The following is a 17,653-nucleotide window of genomic DNA, read 5'->3' as shown; positions in this document are numbered from 1 at the left end:
CGATCTCGTCAAACGGGTTCATCGACATCTTCACATTCGCAAGCTCGACACCGCTTCCGTCGGGCTTAACGCGGATCTTGACGTTGTAGTCAACGACACGCTTAACGGCGACTAGGACTTTCATTGGCGATCCCCTCGCATGATAGCCGGCGGTGGATTTTCCCCGCCTGTTCACCCTGGCATTCAGCCATTTTTTACCTGGGCATAAGATTGGGCAATCAATGCCTGCCGTCCAGCCCGACAATCGGGCTCGGACCTTAGAATTGCTGCGCTGCACATGTCAATAGTGTGCGTCCGGTAACGCTGAAACGAAATTTCGTTACCAGTCACACGCCGTTGACCAGCCAATCATCTTCCCTTTACGTAATGGGAAGATACCAGCCGCACGGCGGATTTCAAGGGGGTTTTGCGCAGGTTCAGGGCATTCAGCCCGGCGTTTGCCCACGCGTCAGGCCCGGCACCCACAACACGTCGGCGGCCCCCTTGTCATTGACCCAACGGCCAAGAACAAACAGATGATCCGACAGGCGGTTGATATATTTCAGGGCCGGCGCGCCGACATTCTCGGTCAGGGCCAGTTCTGTCATTTCCCGCTCCGCCCGCCGCGCCACGGTGCGGGCCTGGTGCAGGCAGGCGGCGGCGGGGCGTCCGCCGGGCAGGATGAAGCTGTTGAGCGGGGCCAGCTCCGCATTCATGCGGTCGATCTCCGCCTCCAGCCGGTCGACCTGGATATCCACGATGCGCAGCGGCGGATAGGGTGGGTTCTCCATCTCCGGCGTGCAGAGATCGGCACCCAGATCGAACAGGTCATTCTGGATACGGCCCAGCATGGCATCGGCCTCCGCCAGGATCGGATCATCCTTGGCCACACCCGTATGCAGGCGCGCCAGACCCAGGATGGCATTCGCCTCGTCCACGGTGCCATAGGCGGCGACGCGCAGCGCATGTTTGGCCACGCGGGAACCATCGCCCAGCGACGTCTGTCCCTTGTCGCCGCCACGGGTATAGATGCGGGTCAGGCGGACCATGGCGCTACCTGCTGTCTTGGATAGGGTCAGGAGGCCATGAAGGCCAGGGCAAACAGCACGACAGCCGCCACCTGCAGCCGGATGCGCCACCACATCAGCTTGTTGCCGTATTTGGCGTTGAATTCGCCGCCGCGCGCCATGGCGAACAGCCCGATCACCAGCACAGCCAGCGTGGCGATCATGGCCAGGACCATGAGGAAGATCATGAAGCCGCTCATGCCCCACCATATAGCGCGGGATGGTCCCGCCGCCCAGGGGCAATACGGAACTTCTATCATTGTTCCCTCAAACGCCGGGCGGGCGCGTCCGCGCCCTTGGCTTACGGCACCACGCGGTGCCGGGCTGGCGGTCGCCAGCCTATTCTCTACCGAGGGCCAAGCCCTCGGTAGATTGGTGTCGCGCGTCTGTTTCTGATATGAGACGCCACGGCACCGCAGCCGGAAGAGCATATGTCCCGATCCTCACCCCGCCAGGCCGGCATCCCCTTCATCATGATCACCGTCCTTCTGGACGTGTTGACCTTCAGCCTGACAATCCCGGTCTTTCCATCGCTGATCCGTCAGTTCGCGGTCAGCGAGGCGTCGGCGGCCTGGTGGATGGGGGCGATGATCGCCGCCTTTTCCATCATGCAGTTCTTGTTCGCGCCTGTGCTGGGTGCGCTGTCGGACCGGTTCGGGCGGCGCAAGGTGATCCTGGCCTCCATCGCGGGCATGGCAATTGATCAGCTGTTCATGGCGTTTGCGCCCGGTCTGGTCTGGCTGCTGGTGGGACGGATGGTGGCGGGTCTGACGGCGGCCAATGTGACGGCGGCCAATGCCTATATCGCCGATATCAGCGGGCCGCAGGACCGGGCCAAGAATTTCGGCATGATGGGGGCGGCCTTTGGCGTCGGCTTCATCACAGGCCCGGCCTTGGGCGGCATATTGGCGGAGGTCAACCTGCATCTGCCCTTCATGGTGGCGGCCGGTCTGGCGGGTCTGAACTTCCTTTACGGATTGCTGGTCCTGCCCGAGTCGCTGGCCCCTGCCAACCGCCGTGCCTTCAGCTTGGCCCGCGCCAATCCCGTCGGATCGCTGCGGGCGCTGGCCATGCATCCCGCCGTTCTGGGCCTGGCCGCCAGCCGCACCTGCATGGTGCTGGCCATGGGCGTGATGCAGATGGTCTGGGTGCTGTACACGACCAAGCGTTTCGGGTGGAGCGAGCTGGATAACGGCCTGTCGCTGGCCGCCGTGGGCCTGACCACGGTGCTGGTGCAGGGCGTGCTGATCGACCGGATCGTGAAGAAGCTGGGGGAGCCGCGCACGGCCCTGCTGGGCATCAGCCTGGAATCCACCGCCTATGTCGGTTATGGCGCGGCCAGCAGCGCCACGGCCTTCGCCGCCTTCATCCCCGTTCATGCGATGAGCGGGATCAGTTCGCCGGCGATCCAGAGCATCGTGTCGCGCAGCGTGGGGGCCGATGAACAGGGCTCGGTGCAAGGCGCCTTTGCCAGCATGCAGAGCCTGACCTTCATCCTGGCCCCATTGATCGGGGCCGAATTGTTCGAACATTTCACGGCGGAGGGGGCCACGATCCCCATCCCCGGCATGCCCTTCTATTTCGGGGCCGCCATGCTGGCCCTGTCCGGGCTGGTCGCTGCCTGGGCCATGCGGCGGGTGCCGCCCCCCAAACACGCTGACCCGGTGACGGAGGCCGCCTGATGGTTGATCCTGCCCTGGCACAAGGCTTCCTGCGCCATATCCGGGCCTGTAACCGCCACGACCTGTCGGGCTTCCGGCCCTTCTCCATCGCCGGTGTCACGGTGGGACAGGTGCGGGTTGGTTTCATGGAGCGGCTGCTGGCCCTGGGGCCACCCTTCATCCCCGATGCGGGCGGGATTGCCCTGCATCCCGGCCTGACCGATGCGCCGTCGCGCACGCGGGCGGTGGCTGCCGCCCTGGAACGGCTGGTTGCAGAGGGAAGCATCCCGAAACTGCGCCGGGAAATGTACACAGTCTCCGGCGGCTGGGGCCATCCCGCCCTGATGGAGCTGGACCGCGCCGCCATCCCGTTCTTCGGGGTCACAGCCTATGGCCTGCACGTCAACGGCTTCGTGCGCAAGCCGGATGGCATCCACCTGTGGGTGGGCAAGCGCGCCATGGACCGGGGCGTCGCGCCGGGCCAGTACGATAATCTGGTGGCAGGCGGACAGCCGGCGGGGTTGAGCCTGCCCGACAATCTGGTCAAGGAAGCTTGGGAAGAGGCGGGGCTTTCGGCGGAACAGGCGCTGCGCGCGGTCCCGGTGGGGGCCATCACCTATCTGATGGAACAGGACAAGGGGCTGAAGCCTGATGTGCTGTTTCTTTATGACCTGGAACTGCCGCCCGACTTTGTTCCCCGCAATACCGATGGCGAGGTGGAACGGTTTGAGCTGTGGCCCATCGCCCGCGTGGCGCACAGCGTGCGCGACAGCGACGACTGGAAATTCAACGTCAACCTGACGGTGATCGATTTCCTGATCCGCCATGGCTGGCTGACGCCCGACCATCCCGAGTATCTGGAATTGTGCCGGGGGTTAAGGCGGTGACCTGCCGGTCACCGCCCTTTTGCATGTTCCCTCAGGCGCCGGGCGCCGCCATCCGGCGGCTTGGCTTGCGCGCCCATCGGGGGGCGCGGGCGCTCAACGCGCCAACCAACCGGCACAGGTGCCGGTTGGTATCTGCACCTCGTCCCTTTACAGCCCCTTGGACGCCACCAGCTCGGCCAGATTGACCTCCGAACGGGCGCCGTAATGGGTGATGATCTCCCCGGCGCAGATGGCGCCCAACCGGGCACAGTCGGACGGGCTGCGGCCCTGGGTATAGCCGTAGAGGAAACCGGCGGCGAACAGATCACCCGCCCCCGTGGTGTCCACAACCTGGGACACTTTCTCGGCGGGAACCGAATAGGTCTCCCCACCCACCAGGACGGTCGCCCCCTGCTCACCCCGCGTCAGGACGGCCACTTCCACATGGCGACGTGCCTCGGCGGCGGCACTGTCGAAATCGCCACCGAACAGGGCGACAATCTCGCTCTCATTCGCGAACAGGATGTCGACATGGTTCTTCACCAGATCGCGGAAACTGTCCAGGTGACGGTTCACGCAGAACGGGTCGGACAGCGACAGGGCCACCTTCTGCCCCGCCTCATGCGCCAGGGCCGCCGCCTTCAGGAAGGCCTGCTTGGCCGCCGGCGGGTCCCACAGATAGCCCTCCATGTAAACGACCTTCGAGGACTTGATCACCGCCGGATCGATATCGTCAGGCGTCAGGTCCAGGCAGGCACCCAGGAAGGTGTTCATGGTGCGGTGCCCGTCGGGCGTCACCAGGATCAGGCAGGAACCGGTGGGCTTGCCATCGGTCAGGTCGGGCGTATCGAACACCACGCCGGCGGCGCGGATGTCATGGCGGTAGACCTTGCCCAGCTGGTCATGGGCGACCTTGCCCACGAACACGCCCTTACCGCCCAGCGACGCCAGGGCCGCCATGGTGTTGCCGGCGGACCCGCCCGACATTTCCAGACCCGGACCCATCTTGGCGTACAGCGCATCGGCCTCTTCGGCGCTGATCAGGCGCATGGCGTTCTTCACCAGGCCATTGGCGGTCAGAAACTCTTCGTCGGCCTTGGCGATCACGTCCACGATCGCGTTACCCAGACCCACCACATCATAAACAGCCGCCACGAATGGCCTCCACAAAACGATCAGAATTGGCGCGGAGTATAGGCAGACCGCGTCTTGCGGCAAGTGCCCATGCATCCCCATATGGACATTACTGACGGTCATCCCGTATGGCCGCCTTACGGCGGCGACCGCCGCCGCGCCGCACGTGCGGCGAAAGCCAAGGGTGCGGATGCACCCGCCCGGCGCTTGAGGGAAGGGAGTGAGACATGATCCGGGAATTGTCGCGCGCCGTGGGGCAATTGCCCGACCCCGCCTTTACCCGCGTCCTGATCTTCGCCGCCCTTGGCACGATTGCGCTGTTTACCGCCCTGTTGACGGGGTTTGGCTGGCTGCTGACCCACACATCCCTGTTCGATATCGGCTGGGTGGAAACGGGTATCGACCTGCTGGGCGGGGTGGCGGGGCTGGTGCTGGCCTGGCTGATGTTTCCTGCCGTCATGGTCGCTGTTTCCGCCACCATGCTGGACAGCATTATCGATGCCGTGGAACGGCGCCATTACCCGCATCTGCCGCCGCCGCGCCGCATTCCTGTCTGGCGCTCGGTGCTGGAGGGGCTGAAATTCCTGGGCCTGGTGATGCTGGTCAACCTGCTGGCCCTGCCCTTCTATTTCGTGCCCGTGGTTAATCTGTTCGTCTGGTTCCTGGTGAATGGTTACCTGATCGGACGGGAATATTTCGCGCTGGTGGCCGTCCGCCGGCTTAACCCGATGGGGGTGAAATTCCTGTCACAAGAGCGGCGGATGGGACTTTTTGCGGCGGGCGTCATTATCGCCTTTCTTTCGTCGCTTCCACTCGTCAATCTGCTGGTGCCCGTGCTGGCGGCGGCGTTCATGGCCCATCTTGTCGAAGGGATGCGGCGTGATCTTCCGGTCGCAGCATCTGTGTGAACCCCGCCTTTAGCCGATGAGATACAGGGGGCAAGACGACATGTTCCGACGCCAGAGACCGCCCGTGGCCCCGGCCACGCCCACCCCGCCCGAACCGCCGGTGCCGCCCGCGCCGCCGACCGATGCGGGTGGGAGCGCTGCCGGATTCCGCCCGGCAGAGCCGGCGGCGGCCACTCCTTCCGCCATTGTTGAACCCAGCACCGATAACGGTTCCGAAACCAGCCCGAGGACGACGATGAACACGCCTTTCTCCACCCCGCCCGGCGGCCCGCTTTCTTCTGCCGCCCCGTCGCTGAAGACGGAGATCCCGCGCCGCGTCGTCGATATTCCCAACAGCCCGCCCAAGCGTGTCGCCCCCACCGGCGTGGAAGGCAACAGCCCCGCCACGGCGGAGATGCGCAAGCTGATCGTGGGCCGCGATATCAGCCTGTCGGGTGAGATCGCCGCCTGCGACGTGCTGGTCGTCGAAGGGACGGTGGAGGCCAAGCTGCGCGACGGCCATGTCGTGGAGATCACCGATACCGGCCTGTTCAAGGGTTCGGTGGAGATTGACGAGGCCGATATCGGTGGCCGTTTCGAAGGCGACATTACCGTGCGCGGTACCCTGAAGGTCCGCACCACGGGCCGCATCACGGGCAATATCCGCTACGGCACGCTGGAAGTGGAAAATGGCGGGCAGCTGTCGGGCACGATCCAGGTGCTGGGCGTCGATGCCGCAGTACCCGCGCCCAAGGCCGCCGCCCCGGCCCCGCAGCCGGCCCCGGTACAGGTCGCCGCCGCTCCGGTGGCCGACACCGAGGATGAGGAGGCGGTGGGCTGATATCCTCCCCTCCCACCTTGTTGATGAGAACCCCGCCGGTGCCGCCGGCGGGGTTTTTCATGTGGCAGGGACAATTCAGGGACTTGGCGGGGGACGCCGCCATGTTGTTCGCTGAAAGGGTTGTCGCCTGCCGGAGCGTGCCCGCATGACCCAGCCCTTCCTGTTCACCCAAGCCAGCGCCATGGCCGCCATCGCGGGCCGGACCGGTATTCAGCGGTTCGACTATATGATCCGCCATGGCAGCATGAAGGCCGGGCTCTATGCCCCGCAGAACCGGGACGAGCAGGGACCGCATAAGCAGGATGAGCTGTACGTCGTCGTGACCGGTACGGGCACCTTCGAAAAGGCCGGGCAGACCCAGGCCTTTGGCCCCGGCGACCTGATCTTTGTGGAGGCAGGGGTGGAGCACCGGTTCACCGGCTTCAGCGATGATTTCACCTGCTGGGCCATTTTCTGGGGACCCGATGGTGGGGAGGGTTGAGGCCCTTCACATGCCTGCCTTGCCCGGATCGCTGATCAAGGGGCTTGCATCCGCGCCCGCTTTTGTCCATAAAGCCGCCCACCGCGACGGTCACCCAGACGCCGCGTACAAGTTTCGGGGCCATAGCTCAGCTGGGAGAGCGCTACAATGGCATTGTAGAGGTCAGCGGTTCGATCCCGCTTGGCTCCACCAAATTCAAAGGCCCTGCCGGCAACGGCGGGGCCTTTCTCGTTTCGGCCCCAATCCCCTTGCGCCCGCCCTTCCGGAAAGGGAAACTGCCCCGCGATCATAAGGACAAGCGGGGGGTATCTTGGCACGCAGGCGCAATGGACGGCGGTCGGGGTTCGGGATTGGCCGGGTGCTGGGCTATGGGGTGGCGGGGATCGGCGGGGTGCTGGTGCTGGCCGCCGGGGCCTTTGCGGTCAATCTGGCCGTCTCCAAGCCCACGCTGGAGGGGTCGCTGCCGCTGAAGGGGCTGACGGCGCCCGTTGCCATTACCCGTGATGCCGGCGGCGTGCCGACGCTGGAGGGGGCAAGCCGGGCCGATCTGGCCCGCGCGCTGGGCTTTCTGCATGCCCAGGAACGCTATTTCCAGATGGACCTGATCCGCCGGTCGGCGTCGGGGGAGTTGTCGGGCCTGCTGGGCCCCATCGGGCCGGTGCTGGAGATCGACCGGGCGCGGCGCATCCACCGTCTGCGCCACCGGGCCGAACAGGTGGTGACCAACCTGCCCGCCGATCAGAAGGCGATGATCGCCGCCTATACCGACGGGGTGAACCAGGGTCTGGCCAGCCTGACGGGCCGTCCCTTTGAATATAGCCTGCTGTTCGCATCCCCCCGGCCCTGGGCGGCGGAGGATACGATCCTGGCCGCCTATGCCATGTATCTGGATTTGCAGGATGAGGATGCGCTGACCGACCGTATCCGCGCCCAAACCCTGCAAAGGCTGGGGCCGGAAATGATGGATTTCCTCTATCCGCACGGCACCCCGCTCGATGCGGCCATCGACGGTTCCGTCATGCCGGAACCGGCCCTGCCCAGCGCCGTGCCCATGCAAGGCCGCAAGGCCGCCATGGTCGATCCCGATCCCGGCCCCACCATCGGCAGCAATGCCTGGGGCGTAAGTGGGGCGCTGACGGCGAATGGCGCGGCGCTGGTGGCGGACGACATGCATCTGGGCATCGCCGTTCCCGGCACCTGGTACCGCGCGCGGCTACGCATCACCGCCGGACCTGAGGCCATGGACGCGACCGGCGTCACCCTACCGGGCACGCCGGCCCTGGTGGCCGGCAGCAATGGCAAGGTCGCCTGGGGCTATACCAATTCTTACATCGATACCGCCGATGCCGTGATCCTGGACCCCGTGCCCGGTACACCGGGCCGATATCAGACTCCCGACGGGCCCAAGGACCTGATCCGCACCACGGAGAAGATTTGCCCGGCCTGGGGCGACTGCCAGGATCTGGTGGTGGAGGAAAGCATCTGGGGTCCGGTGGTGGAAACCCAGGCCGACGGGACGAAGATCGCCGTCCGCTGGACCGCGCATGAGGCCGACGGCATCAACCTGACGGGCCTGCTGGGCCTGGAACGGGCCGACAGCGTGGATGGCGCCATCGCCATCGCCCATGCCGCGCGCCAGCCGCAGCAGAACCTTGTCGTGGGCGATACCGCCGGCAATATTGCCTGGACCATCATCGGCGCCGTGCCGGCCCGGTTCGGCATGGATGGCAGCCTTCCCGCCAGCTGGGCCGATGGCACGCGCGGCTGGAACGGCATGCTGCCGCCCGATCAGGTGCCGACCATCCGCAATCCCGACCATCACCGCATCTGGACCGCCAATGCCCGCATCGTGGGCGGGGAGGATTACGCCCGGCTGGGCGATGGCGGTTATGACATGGGCGGACGTCAGGGGCAGATCCGTGACGGTCTGTTCGCACGTGACCGCTTCACCCCCGCCGACATGCTGTCCATCCAGCTGGATGATCGCGCCCTGGTCATGGGTTTCTGGCAGGAACAGATGCTGGCGGCGCTGAATGCCCGACAGGGCGATGCAAGGCTGGCGGCCCTGACGGGGCCGGTGCGCGATTGGGGCGCGCGGGCGGCGGTGGATAGCGCCGGTTACCGGCTGGTCCGTGCCTTCCGCCTGGCCTTCTTGCAAAAGCTCTACAGCGCCTATCTGGGGCTCGACGGCACGCCGCCGCGCAACCGCACCACCGCCCAGCAGGAAGGCCCCCTGCGCCGCCTGCTGACCGAACGGCCTGAAGCCCTGGTGCCGCCAGGATACAAGGATTGGGAGGCGCTGATCGATGCCGCCCTGACCGAGGTGGCCGATCAGGTTGACAAGGCGGGCGGTGCCGCCGCCTTCACCTGGGGTGCCCGCAATGTGGCGGAGGTGCGCCACCCCCTGACCCGCATCCTGCCGCCCGTCGGCTGGCTGACCGATCCGCCCGAACAGGGACTGCCCGGCGACAGCATGATGCCGCGCGTGCAGGGGCCGGGCTTTGGCGCCAGCCAACGCTTCGCCGTGTCGCCGGGGCGCGAGGGCGAAGGCTATTTCCACATGCCGGGCAGCCAGAGCGGCCACCCGCTGTCGCCCTACTATCTGACCGGTCATCAGGACTGGGCCGAGGGCAAGCCGACCCCGTTCCTGCCGGGTGCCGCACGCTGGACCCTGACCCTGCAGCCGGGCGCCTGATGGAAAGTTCACTTTCCATGTAAAGCATACTTGACAGGTCGGTTTCCCTCCGTCATATGGAAAGCACGCTTTACATATGACGGAGGAAATTATGACCAACGCACGACGCTATGTGTTTGAATTGCTGGCCAGCATCACGGCCTATGCCATCGTTCTGATCGGGGTGAACAAGGCGGCGCAATGGGGCTGGGTGCCGGACGCATTGTCGGTTCCCGTCGCCCTGCTGCCCATGCTGCCGGGGGTGGCAACGGTCTGGGTGATCATGCGCCATATCCGCCGCCTGGATGAGATGCAGCGCCGCATGCAGTTCGAGGGGCTGGCCTTCGGCTTTGCCATGACGGCGCTGATCACCTTCTCCTACGGCTTCCTGGAAGGTCAGGGCTGGCCGAAACTGTCGATGTTCACGGTGCTGCCGCTGATGCATGTGCTGTGGGTTCTGGGCTATGTCCTGGCCTGCCGCCGCTATCGCTGAAGGGGGCCGGACATGAAGAACCGATTGAAGGATCTGCGCGCCGAACGCGGCTGGTCCCAGGGTGATCTGGCGGACAAGCTGGCCGTGTCACGCCAGACGGTGAACGCCCTGGAAAATGGCCGTTACGACCCCAGCCTGCCCCTGGCCTTCGCCATAGCCCGCCTGTTTGAACAGCCTATTGAGGCGATCTTCCAGGAGGATTGATACCAAATCCCGAACACACAAAAGCCCCGGCGGTTGGTCCGCCGGGGCCTTCGTGCGTTCGGGGCGTCGGGGTGGGGCGCATTTTCCCAACGCCCTGCCCGCCTTTACGGGGTCGTGGTCGCCTTGGCATCAGCGCTGGCCTTGGCATCGGCCTGCACGGCGGCCTTCACCGCCGGTTCCGGCGTCACGGCGGGGGCCGGCTGGCCTTGCGTGGGCTTGGTCTCCGGCTTTGCCTCGGTCTTGGCGATGGCCGCGTCCTTGGCCGCATCCGCCTTGCCGGCCAGGGCGACAGGGGTGGCCGTAGTCTGGGCCGCGCCGGTCTGTGCGGCACTGGTGACGCCGTCCTTGGCCTGGGTGGCCGTACCCGCCACGCTGTCCTTCACGGCGCTGCCGGTGGCGGCGGCCTGGCTGGCGGTGCTGGTCACGGTGCCGGTGGCGGCATCCTTGGCGCTACCCACCTCCGTCGCGGCCTTGCCCGTGGTGGCGGTGCCGGTTTCCTTGGCCTTGGCGGCGGCGCGTTCGGCGCGGGTCGTGGCGGTCTGGCGCAGATGGCTGCCGGTGCCGCGGACGCTGTCCAGCGTGGAGGCGCCATTCAGGCCGCCCTGGACCCCGGCGGTGCCGCCCAGCGTGGCACCGGCCACGCCGCCCACGGTTCCGCCCAGACCGGCGGCGCCATTGCCGCCACCCACCAACTGTGCCTGCGCGGCGCCGGTCAGCAGGGCCACGGTCAGACCGGTCATCAGCATCACCTTGCTACGCATTCTATCCTCCGCGTTTCATTCCGTTGGGGGCTGTCGCCGTCGGCTCCATCGTCCCCCGACATCTTCATGAAACCGCGCCCGCATGGCGGATGCTGGACCGACAAGGGGCGGAGTACGGGAATTTCCAGGACTTTTCCGCGTCATGTCGGGCGCGGTCCCGCCATAATCCGGCAGGTCCCGCCACGATCCGGCCACGAACCCCCTGCCCTTGGAATAAATTGATATTGATTCTCACCCGCATTCTGAATATGGATATTGCGAGTGGTTCGCAATTGCAGTTGGGAGTGTGGGATTGTGTCTTGCCGGAATATGACGGCCTTGCCCCTGGTTCTGTTGGCCCTGGCCGCGCCTGCGGGCGCGCAGGATATGCAGGTGGCCGATGCCGCCGACATGCAGGTCAGTGAGATCACGGTGATCGCCACCCGCACGCCCAAGGAAACGGTGGAGGCTCCGGCCACCGTCAGCGTCATCGGCGCCGAGAAGGTGAAGGACCGGCTGGTCACCGACATCAAGGACCTGATCCGCCACGAACCCGGCGTCTCCGTCCGCTCCTCCCCCACCCGCTTCACCGCCGCCGGCGCCAATACGGGCCGCGATGGCAATAGCGGGTTCAACATCCGGGGGCTGGAGGGCAACCGCGTCCTGATCCAGACCGATGGCATCCGCGCGCCCGACGCCTTTGCCTTTGGCGGGCAATCGGTGGGGCGCGGCGATTATGTCGATCTGGACCTGCTGAAATCGGTGGAGATCCTGCGCGGCCCCGCCTCGGCCCTGTACGGCTCCGACGGGCTTGCCGGCGCTGTCAGCTTCGTTACCAAGGACCCCGTCGATTTCATCCAGGGCGACAAATCCTATGGCGGAGAGGTGAAGGCCGGTTACAGCGAGGCGGATCGCGGCTGGGGCAAGGGCATGGTCCTGGCCGGCAAGACGGGCGACTGGTCGGCCATGCTGGCCTATAACCGCCGCGACACCAAGGAGACGGAGAACAAGGCCGCGATCAGGACCGCCAACAGCACCCGCACCGCCGCCAATCCGCAGGACATCGCCGATAACTCGGCCCTGGCCAAGCTGGTCTGGCAGCCGACATCCGAACATACGCTGCGCCTGACCTATGAGCTGTTCGACCATGACATGGAGGCCGATGTCCTGACCGCCATCGCGGTGCCGCCCCTGGCATCGACCAGCGTCATCGGTCTGAAGGCCCATGATACCGTGCGCCGTGACCGGGTCAGCCTGGATCATCGCTATGCCCCCGCCGATGGCGGCGTCATCGACAGCCTGCATTGGACGCTGTACCGCCAGGACAGCGACACGCGCCAATATTCCGCCGAAGACCGCAATACCGCCGCCGACCGCCTGCGCATCAATACGTTCGACAACAAGGTCACGGGCCTGAATGTCGATGCCAGCACGAAGATCAAGGGCGATGGCATCGACCATCTGCTGGTCTATGGCGGTGATTTCTCCCTGACCAGACAGCTGGGCACGCGCGACGGCACCGTGCCCCCGGCGGGGGAGACCTATCCCACCCGCGCCTTCCCCAGCACCGACCACACGCTGGCCGGCCTGTTCATCCAGGATGAGGTGACGTTGCTGGACGGGTCGCTGTCGCTCTATCCCGCCATCCGCTATGATTATTACAAGATCGATCCCAAGACCGATCCGCTGTTCGTGGGCACGGCCACGGGGCAGAGCGATGATCATTTCTCGCCCAAGCTTGCGGCCCTCTACTGGCTGAACGACCATGCCGGCCTGTTCGCGAACTATGCCGAGGGGTTCAAGGCCCCGGCCCCGGCCCAGGTGAATAACGGCTTCGCCAACCCTTTGCAGAATTACCGCTCCATCTCCAACCCCGATCTGAAGCCGGAAAGCAGCCGCACCGTCGAACTGGGCCTGCGTCTGCGCGGGGATGACTGGCAGGCGGCCCTGACCGGGTTCAAGGGCTGGTACGATGATTTCATCGAACAGGTGCTGGTGTCGGGCAATTTCACGGCGGCCAGCCCCGCCACCTACCAATATGTGAACCTGAACAAGGTGACCATCCGGGGGCTGGAGGCCAAGGCCAACTGGGATATCGGCCAGGGTTTCGGCCTGATCGGCGGTGCCGCCTATACCAAGGGTGACCAGGAAACCGCGGGGGTGAAACGCCCGCTGGACAGTATCGACCCCGTGAAAGTGACGCTGGGCGTCAGCTGGGAAGAACCAACCGAGGGTCGGTTCGGCGGCGATATCAGCGCCATCTATTCCGCGAAGAAATCCACGGGCCGCATCGGCACCGCCTGCACCGGCGGCTGTTTCGCGCCCGGCGATTTCATCGTGCTGGACGCCACCGCCCGCTGGCGCGTGACCGATTTCGCGACCTTGCGCGCCGGCCTGTTCAACATCACCGACCGGAAATACTGGTGGTGGAGCGATGTGCGCGGCCTGTCCGCCACCTCCGCCATCCGCGACAGCTATACCCAGCCCGGCCGCAATCTCAGCGCCTCGCTCACCGTCAGCTTCTAAGGAACCCCCGATGACTATCTCCCTGAAAGCCGGTCTGACGGCCCTGGCCCTGCTGGCCGCCCTGCCCGCCACCGCCCAGGTGGAGTGTGGCAAGCCCGACTGCACCGCCTTCAATGCCGACCGCGCCGCCATCCTGGCCATGGCCGGCACCTATCGCGTGAAGTTCGACTTCAAGGAGACGGTGGCCATCGCCCCCGGTTATGAGCCGATCGAGCCCAAGCGCAGCGGCGGGTTTGAGGCGGTGCGCGTGATCGAGGATACGGGCCGCACCATCCGCCTGCAGCATCTGCTGGTGGTCAAGGACGAGGAGGACAAACCCTTTGTCATCAAGCACTGGCGCCAGGACTGGACCTATGAGCCGGAAACCGTCCTGACCTATGAAGGCCCCGACCAGTGGAAGCTGACGCCCGTGCCTGCCACCCAGCGCACCGACGCCTGGGCCCAGACCGTCTGGCAGACCGATGACAGCCCGCGCTATGGCGGGGTTGGACAGTGGAAGCATGACCGCGGTGAGCACCGCTGGATCAGCGGGGAGACAGGCCGCCCCCTGGCGCGGCGCGACGCCGTGCGCAAGCCCGTCTATGACCGTTACTATGGCACCAACCGCCATGCCCTGACGCATCAGGGCTGGGTGCATGAACAGGACAATGCCAAGGTCGGGCTGCGCGATGGCAAGCTGACCACCATCGTGCATGAGGTGGTGCTGAACAGCTACGTCCCCTCCACCGAATTCGATATCCAGGCGGCGGACGATTACATGGCCAAGACCGCCACCTTCTGGGCCGCCGTGCGCAAAGCCTGGGACGATACCGCCGCCCAGAAGGGGGGAATCCATCTGGTGCAGGAGGCGGAAAACGGCTCCAGCACGGGTAAGCAGCTCATGGAACTCGCCGGGAAGGTGGCGAAGGGAGAGGTGGGAACGGCGGATGCCGTGTCCCAGGCCCGCCACCTGATCACCGGCGCCACAGGACCGGCCACCGCCATGGCCGGCGCGTCGCGGGGGTGACGCGCATCCGGGGTCCGGCGGTATTCTGCGCTGGACCCCGGATGGAATGCGAAAGGGACGGACCAGCTTGGGTTGGTCCGTCCCTTTTCGTGTTTGATGCGTAGACGTAGCGCGGATTAGCGAAGCGTAATCCGCGGAAATCCGGTGCCAACCCGCGGATTACGGCTGGCGCCTAATCCGCTCTACAGCGCCAGCGCCGCTTCCTTCGCCGCGATCTGGGCGGCATATTCGGCAGCAAGCAGCTTGCTTTGTTCCAGTTGCCCCGCACGCTGGGCGGCACTGGGCCGCTGGCTTTCGCTTTTCAGCTGGCCACAGGCGGCCAGGATGTCGTCGCCACGCGGGCGGCGGATGGGGCTGGCATAACCGGCTGCGTTCACATAATCGCTGAATTTCTCGATCTGGTCCCAGTCGCTGCGCTCAAACGGCGAGCCGGGCCAGGGATTGAAGGGGATCAGGTTGATCTTGGACGGGATGTCCCGGATCAGGCGCACCAGCTCGCGGGCATCCGCCATGCTGTCATTCACGCCCTTCAGCATGACATATTCCCAGGTGCAACGCCGGGCATTGTTCAGGCCCGGATAATTGCGCACCGCATCCATCAATTCCTTGATCGGGTATTTGCGGTTGATGGGCACGATCCGGTCGCGCAGCTCATCATTCACGGCATGCAGGCTGACGGCCAGGTTCACGCCCAGCTCCTCGCCCGCTTTCTTCATCATGGGGACCACACCGCTGGTCGACAGCGTGATGCGGCGCTTGGAGATGGAGATGCCTTCCCCATCCATGATGATCTTCAACGCCTTGGCGACGTTATCGTAGTTATAAAGCGGCTCGCCCATGCCCATCATGACGATGTTGGACAGCATACGGCCATCGGGCGGGCTGGGCCATTCTTCCAGATGGTCGCGGGCCAGCATCACCTGCCCCACAATCTCATCCGCCGTCAGGTTGCGCACCAGACGCTGCGTGCCCGTGTGGCAGAAGCGGCAGGTCAGCGTGCAGCCCACCTGGGAGGAGACACACAGCGTGCCGCGATCTTCCTCCGGGATGTGGACGGCCTCCACCTCCTGCCCGTCATGGAACCGGCACAGCCATTTGCGCGTGCCATCGACGGATTTCAGGTCCTTCACGGGCATCGGACGGTCGACCACGAAATGCTCGACCATCTTCTCGCGCGCCGGCTTGGCCAGCGTGGACATCAGCGCGAAATCGGTGACGCCGCGATGATAGATCCAGTGCCAGACCTGGCGCGCCCGGAACTTCTCGAATCCGGCGTCGACCAGCGTGCTTTCCAGCTCTTCGCGGGAAAGGCCGACAAGGTTGATCCGACCGTCGGTGCGGGCCGCCGGCGCGAAATTGCTGCTGTGATTTTCGATGCCCATGATCGGCTGTAGATGACGCAAGCCGGCCCCGCTGGCAAGGGGGCTTGCCGCCGGGGGTGGCTTGCAGGGGACGCAAGCAGGCCCATAACCCGACCAAACCCCGACGAATGGCCTATGCCCTTTTTGTAAGAACACACACCCTTTGTTTTTAGGCACCTGTAAATAAATTCCACTTAGAAACAATATCGCCGATGTCGTTACCCTATGCGCAGGGTCAGCTGGACAAAGGTGAAAATCGCTCCATCTTCGGCCATGCTATGGCCATGAGCTGTTTCCAGGTTCCATTTCAGGTTTCCATACAAATGTTCCCCCGCCAAATCATTCCGGCATCACTTGCCGCGATCCTTCTGCTGGCTGCACCGCTTTTGGTCGCAGCCTCCGCGGTGCCGGCCAGTGGCCGCACCCTGGCCGTCCTGCTGCCCCCGTGGCAGGGGACGGACGCGCAGTTGGCCCGTTTGGCGGATACCGGCGTGACCTTGCGGGATGGCGGGCCACTGGCCGGCCTGGGGCCACAGGTCTGGCTGGTGCAGGTGCCGGACCCGGAAAGTGCGGCGCGCCTGTCGCGCCTGCCGGCCCTGCTGCTGTCGGGCGCGCTGGTCAATTGCGGCACCTGAAAACAACAATCACGTAACAGGGAGTTCACCACCCGATGTCCCCCATCGACCGTATCCGTTCCGCCGCCTTGATCCTGTTCGTGGTCTTTCTCTGGGTGTGTGTGCCCCTGACGCTGGTCACCCTGATCCGAGGCGAGGTGAGCTGGCTGATGCCGCTGGTCCTGTCGGCCCTGATCGCCGGCATCGGCACGGGCGCCTATGTCACGCGCATGGCGCGGCCCGCCGTCGATTACCTGATCGCGGTGCTGGCCATCGGGCAGGTATCGGTGGTCGTCGCGGCATCGGCGGGACCGTGGCAGATTGATGCGCATTTCCTCTATTTCGCGGTCCTGGCCATGCTGACCGCCTTCTGCAACTGGCGCGTCATTCTGGTCGCGGCGGGGGTGACGGCGGTGCATCACCTGACGCTGTCCTTCCTGCTGCCGTCGCTGGTCTTCCCCGACGGTCAGGGCAGCCTGCTGCGCGTCATCGTGCATGCCATCGTGGTGGTGGTTGAAACGGGCGTGCTGCTCTGGCTGTCCTGGAACCTGGAGAAATCCTTCCTCTATTCCGAAGCCGCCCGCGCCAAGGCCGAAGAGGCCGTGGTTGAAACCGAACGGCTGCGCGAACAGCAGATGCAGGCCGCCGAGACGCAGCGGGCCGAACGCGTGGCCCTGCGCAAGGGGCTGGCCGACCGTTTCGTCGTCGATGTCGAAAGCATGACCCGCCGCCTGGACGCCGCCGTGCGCGGCCTGCGGGAAGAGGCGGACCTGCTGGGCCGTTCCGTGGCCAGCACCGGTGAGATGACGGGCGAGGCGCGGGCCGAAGCGGACGAGGCCACGGGCCACGCTACCGCCGTCGCGGCGGCGGTGGAGGAAATGGCCGCCAGCATCGCGGAGGTGGCCCGCACCGCCAGCGGCGCCGCCACCCAGGCGCGCGGCACCGCGCATGAGGTGGGGCGCGTGCGGGAAAGGGTGGCCGAACTGTCGGATACCGCCGCCCGCATCGGCAGCGTGGTGCAGCTGATCGCTGATATTGCCGGACAGACCAACCTGCTGGCGCTCAACGCCACCATCGAGGCGGCACGCGCCGGAGAGGCCGGCAAGGGCTTTGCCGTCG

The 17,653-nt window shown here is 65.5% G+C and carries 17 protein-coding genes, 1 tRNA gene and 1 pseudogene; 13 read left to right on the top strand and 6 right to left on the bottom strand.

The window, feature by feature from the left end; genetic code table 11:
• The 3 genes and pseudogenes from ACODSP_RS27335 to ACODSP_RS27325 form a co-directional block, all read right to left on the bottom strand.
• Positions 1-124, bottom strand: a pseudogene (locus tag ACODSP_RS27335) (electron transfer flavoprotein subunit beta/FixA family protein); the annotation flags it as partial.
• A 301-nt stretch (positions 125-425) separates the two neighbouring features.
• Positions 426-1,028, bottom strand: coding sequence for a cob(I)yrinic acid a,c-diamide adenosyltransferase (locus ACODSP_RS27330; RefSeq protein WP_488968672.1), 603 nt, complete (start codon positions 1,026-1,028; stop codon positions 426-428).
• A gap of 26 nt (positions 1,029-1,054) precedes the next feature.
• Positions 1,055-1,234, bottom strand: a complete 180-nt coding sequence (locus ACODSP_RS27325) for a twin transmembrane helix small protein (RefSeq protein ID WP_245924069.1) — start codon at positions 1,232-1,234, stop codon at positions 1,055-1,057.
• Between the two features lie 243 nt (positions 1,235-1,477).
• Between ACODSP_RS27325 and ACODSP_RS27320 the strand changes: the two genes are divergently transcribed.
• Both ACODSP_RS27320 and ACODSP_RS27315 read left to right on the top strand, forming a co-directional pair.
• Positions 1,478-2,728: a TCR/Tet family MFS transporter gene (locus ACODSP_RS27320; protein WP_488968671.1), complete on the top strand. Its 1,251-nt coding sequence runs from the start codon at positions 1,478-1,480 to the stop codon at positions 2,726-2,728.
• Positions 2,728-3,594 (top strand): DUF4743 domain-containing protein, encoded by an 867-nt coding sequence (locus ACODSP_RS27315; protein WP_488968670.1) that lies wholly within the window; start codon positions 2,728-2,730, stop codon positions 3,592-3,594. The genes ACODSP_RS27320 and ACODSP_RS27315 overlap by 1 nt, the downstream gene beginning before the upstream one ends.
• 147 nt (positions 3,595-3,741) lie before the next feature.
• On the opposite strand, the gene ACODSP_RS27310 is transcribed toward ACODSP_RS27315, so the two are convergent.
• Entirely contained in the window at positions 3,742-4,728 is a 987-nt protein-coding gene (locus ACODSP_RS27310) for an adenosine kinase (RefSeq protein ID WP_488968669.1), read from the bottom strand.
• A gap of 206 nt (positions 4,729-4,934) precedes the next feature.
• On the opposite strand from ACODSP_RS27310, the gene ACODSP_RS27305 reads away from it, so the two are divergent.
• From ACODSP_RS27305 to ACODSP_RS27275, 7 genes are all read left to right on the top strand, one after another.
• A complete protein-coding gene (locus ACODSP_RS27305) occupies positions 4,935-5,615 on the top strand; it encodes an EI24 domain-containing protein (RefSeq protein ID WP_488968668.1) in 681 nt (226 codons plus the stop codon).
• Between the two features lie 40 nt (positions 5,616-5,655).
• Positions 5,656-6,435 (top strand): bactofilin family protein, encoded by a 780-nt coding sequence (locus ACODSP_RS27300; RefSeq protein WP_488968667.1) that lies wholly within the window; start codon positions 5,656-5,658, stop codon positions 6,433-6,435.
• Between the two features lie 145 nt (positions 6,436-6,580).
• A complete protein-coding gene (locus tag ACODSP_RS27295) occupies positions 6,581-6,916 on the top strand; it encodes a cupin domain-containing protein (protein WP_488968666.1) in 336 nt (111 codons plus the stop codon).
• Between the two features lie 116 nt (positions 6,917-7,032).
• Positions 7,033-7,108: transfer RNA gene (locus tag ACODSP_RS27290), tRNA-Ala, on the top strand.
• A 118-nt stretch (positions 7,109-7,226) separates the two neighbouring features.
• Entirely contained in the window at positions 7,227-9,611 is a 2,385-nt protein-coding gene (locus ACODSP_RS27285) for a penicillin acylase family protein (RefSeq protein ID WP_488968665.1), read from the top strand.
• Between the two features lie 91 nt (positions 9,612-9,702).
• On the top strand, positions 9,703-10,083 hold the full coding sequence (locus ACODSP_RS27280) for a hypothetical protein (protein ID WP_488968664.1): 381 nt from the start codon (positions 9,703-9,705) through the stop codon (positions 10,081-10,083).
• Between the two features lie 12 nt (positions 10,084-10,095).
• Positions 10,096-10,287, top strand: a complete 192-nt coding sequence (locus ACODSP_RS27275; RefSeq protein WP_054167937.1) for a helix-turn-helix transcriptional regulator — start codon at positions 10,096-10,098, stop codon at positions 10,285-10,287.
• 104 nt (positions 10,288-10,391) lie between these two features.
• Here the strand turns inward: ACODSP_RS27275 and ACODSP_RS27270 are convergent, their stop codons facing one another.
• Positions 10,392-11,048: a hypothetical protein gene (locus ACODSP_RS27270; protein ID WP_488968663.1), complete on the bottom strand. Its 657-nt coding sequence runs from the start codon at positions 11,046-11,048 to the stop codon at positions 10,392-10,394.
• Positions 11,049-11,366: 318 nt separating this feature from the next.
• Here ACODSP_RS27270 and ACODSP_RS27265 point away from each other — a divergent pair, with 318 nt between their 5' ends.
• Entirely contained in the window at positions 11,367-13,553 is a 2,187-nt protein-coding gene (locus ACODSP_RS27265) for a TonB-dependent hemoglobin/transferrin/lactoferrin family receptor (RefSeq protein ID WP_488968662.1), read from the top strand.
• Between the two features lie 10 nt (positions 13,554-13,563).
• Positions 13,564-14,559 carry a DUF6607 family protein gene (locus ACODSP_RS27260; protein ID WP_488968661.1) on the top strand — a complete coding sequence of 332 codons (996 nt, stop codon included), beginning with the start codon at positions 13,564-13,566 and terminating at the stop codon, positions 14,557-14,559.
• 182 nt (positions 14,560-14,741) lie between these two features.
• On the opposite strand, the gene rlmN is transcribed toward ACODSP_RS27260, so the two are convergent.
• Positions 14,742-15,941 (bottom strand): dual-specificity RNA methyltransferase RlmN, encoded by a 1,200-nt coding sequence (gene rlmN, locus ACODSP_RS27255; RefSeq protein WP_488968660.1) that lies wholly within the window; start codon positions 15,939-15,941, stop codon positions 14,742-14,744.
• A 302-nt stretch (positions 15,942-16,243) separates the two neighbouring features.
• Between rlmN and ACODSP_RS27250 the strand changes: the two genes are divergently transcribed.
• Together ACODSP_RS27250 and ACODSP_RS27245 are read left to right on the top strand one after the other, a co-directional pair.
• On the top strand, positions 16,244-16,555 hold the full coding sequence (locus tag ACODSP_RS27250; protein WP_488968659.1) for a hypothetical protein: 312 nt from the start codon (positions 16,244-16,246) through the stop codon (positions 16,553-16,555).
• 35 nt (positions 16,556-16,590) lie between these two features.
• The coding region (locus ACODSP_RS27245; RefSeq protein WP_488968658.1) for a methyl-accepting chemotaxis protein at positions 16,591-17,653 on the top strand (1,063 nt) is incomplete at its 3' end.

It is taken from the genome of Niveispirillum sp. FG156 (genome assembly GCF_057809555.1).
Note: the sequence above shows the minus strand (reverse complement) of the source record. Positions and strands in the feature narration are given on the sequence as shown.